The sequence below is a fragment of the Clostridium sp. AF27-2AA genome (assembly GCF_003478505.1).
GTDB lineage: Bacteria > Bacillota > Clostridia > Lachnospirales > Lachnospiraceae > Brotaphodocola.
Map to the genome: position 1 here is coordinate 1 of NZ_QUFI01000076.1, position 416 is coordinate 416.

Below are 416 nucleotides of genomic sequence, written 5' to 3' on the forward strand. Positions count from 1 at the left end.
ATGCTGAAAAGATATATAGAAAATCAAGGTTGAGAAAGAGGGTGACAGTGGATGTTAAAGGCATATAAATACAGAATATACCCTAATAATGAGCAGAAAATACAGATTGCAAAAACATTTGGCTGTTGCCGTTTTGTGTATAATCAGACCCTGGCATACCGGAAAGAAGTATATGAGAAAGAGAAAAAATCAGTTAGTAAAACCGACTGTAATAATTACTGCAACAGACAATTAAAGAAAGAATATGAATGGCTGAAAGAAGTGGATAAATTTGCTCTGACAAATGCGATTTACAACATGGATGCTGCATACCAGAAATTTTTTAAGGAACATGCAGGTTATCCGAAGTTTAAGAGTAAACACGATCATCATAAGTCATATACAACAAATTTTACGAATGGCAATATAACAGTAGA

1 protein-coding gene is annotated in these 416 nt (G+C 33.4%); it reads left to right on the forward strand.

Going from position 1 to position 416, the window contains the following annotated elements; all coding sequences use genetic code 11:
• Positions 1–51 precede the first annotated feature (51 nt).
• Positions 52–416, forward strand: a 365-nt coding sequence (locus tag DWY84_RS17935) for a helix-turn-helix domain-containing protein (protein WP_243024910.1), incomplete at its 3' end; no start/stop codon positions are given.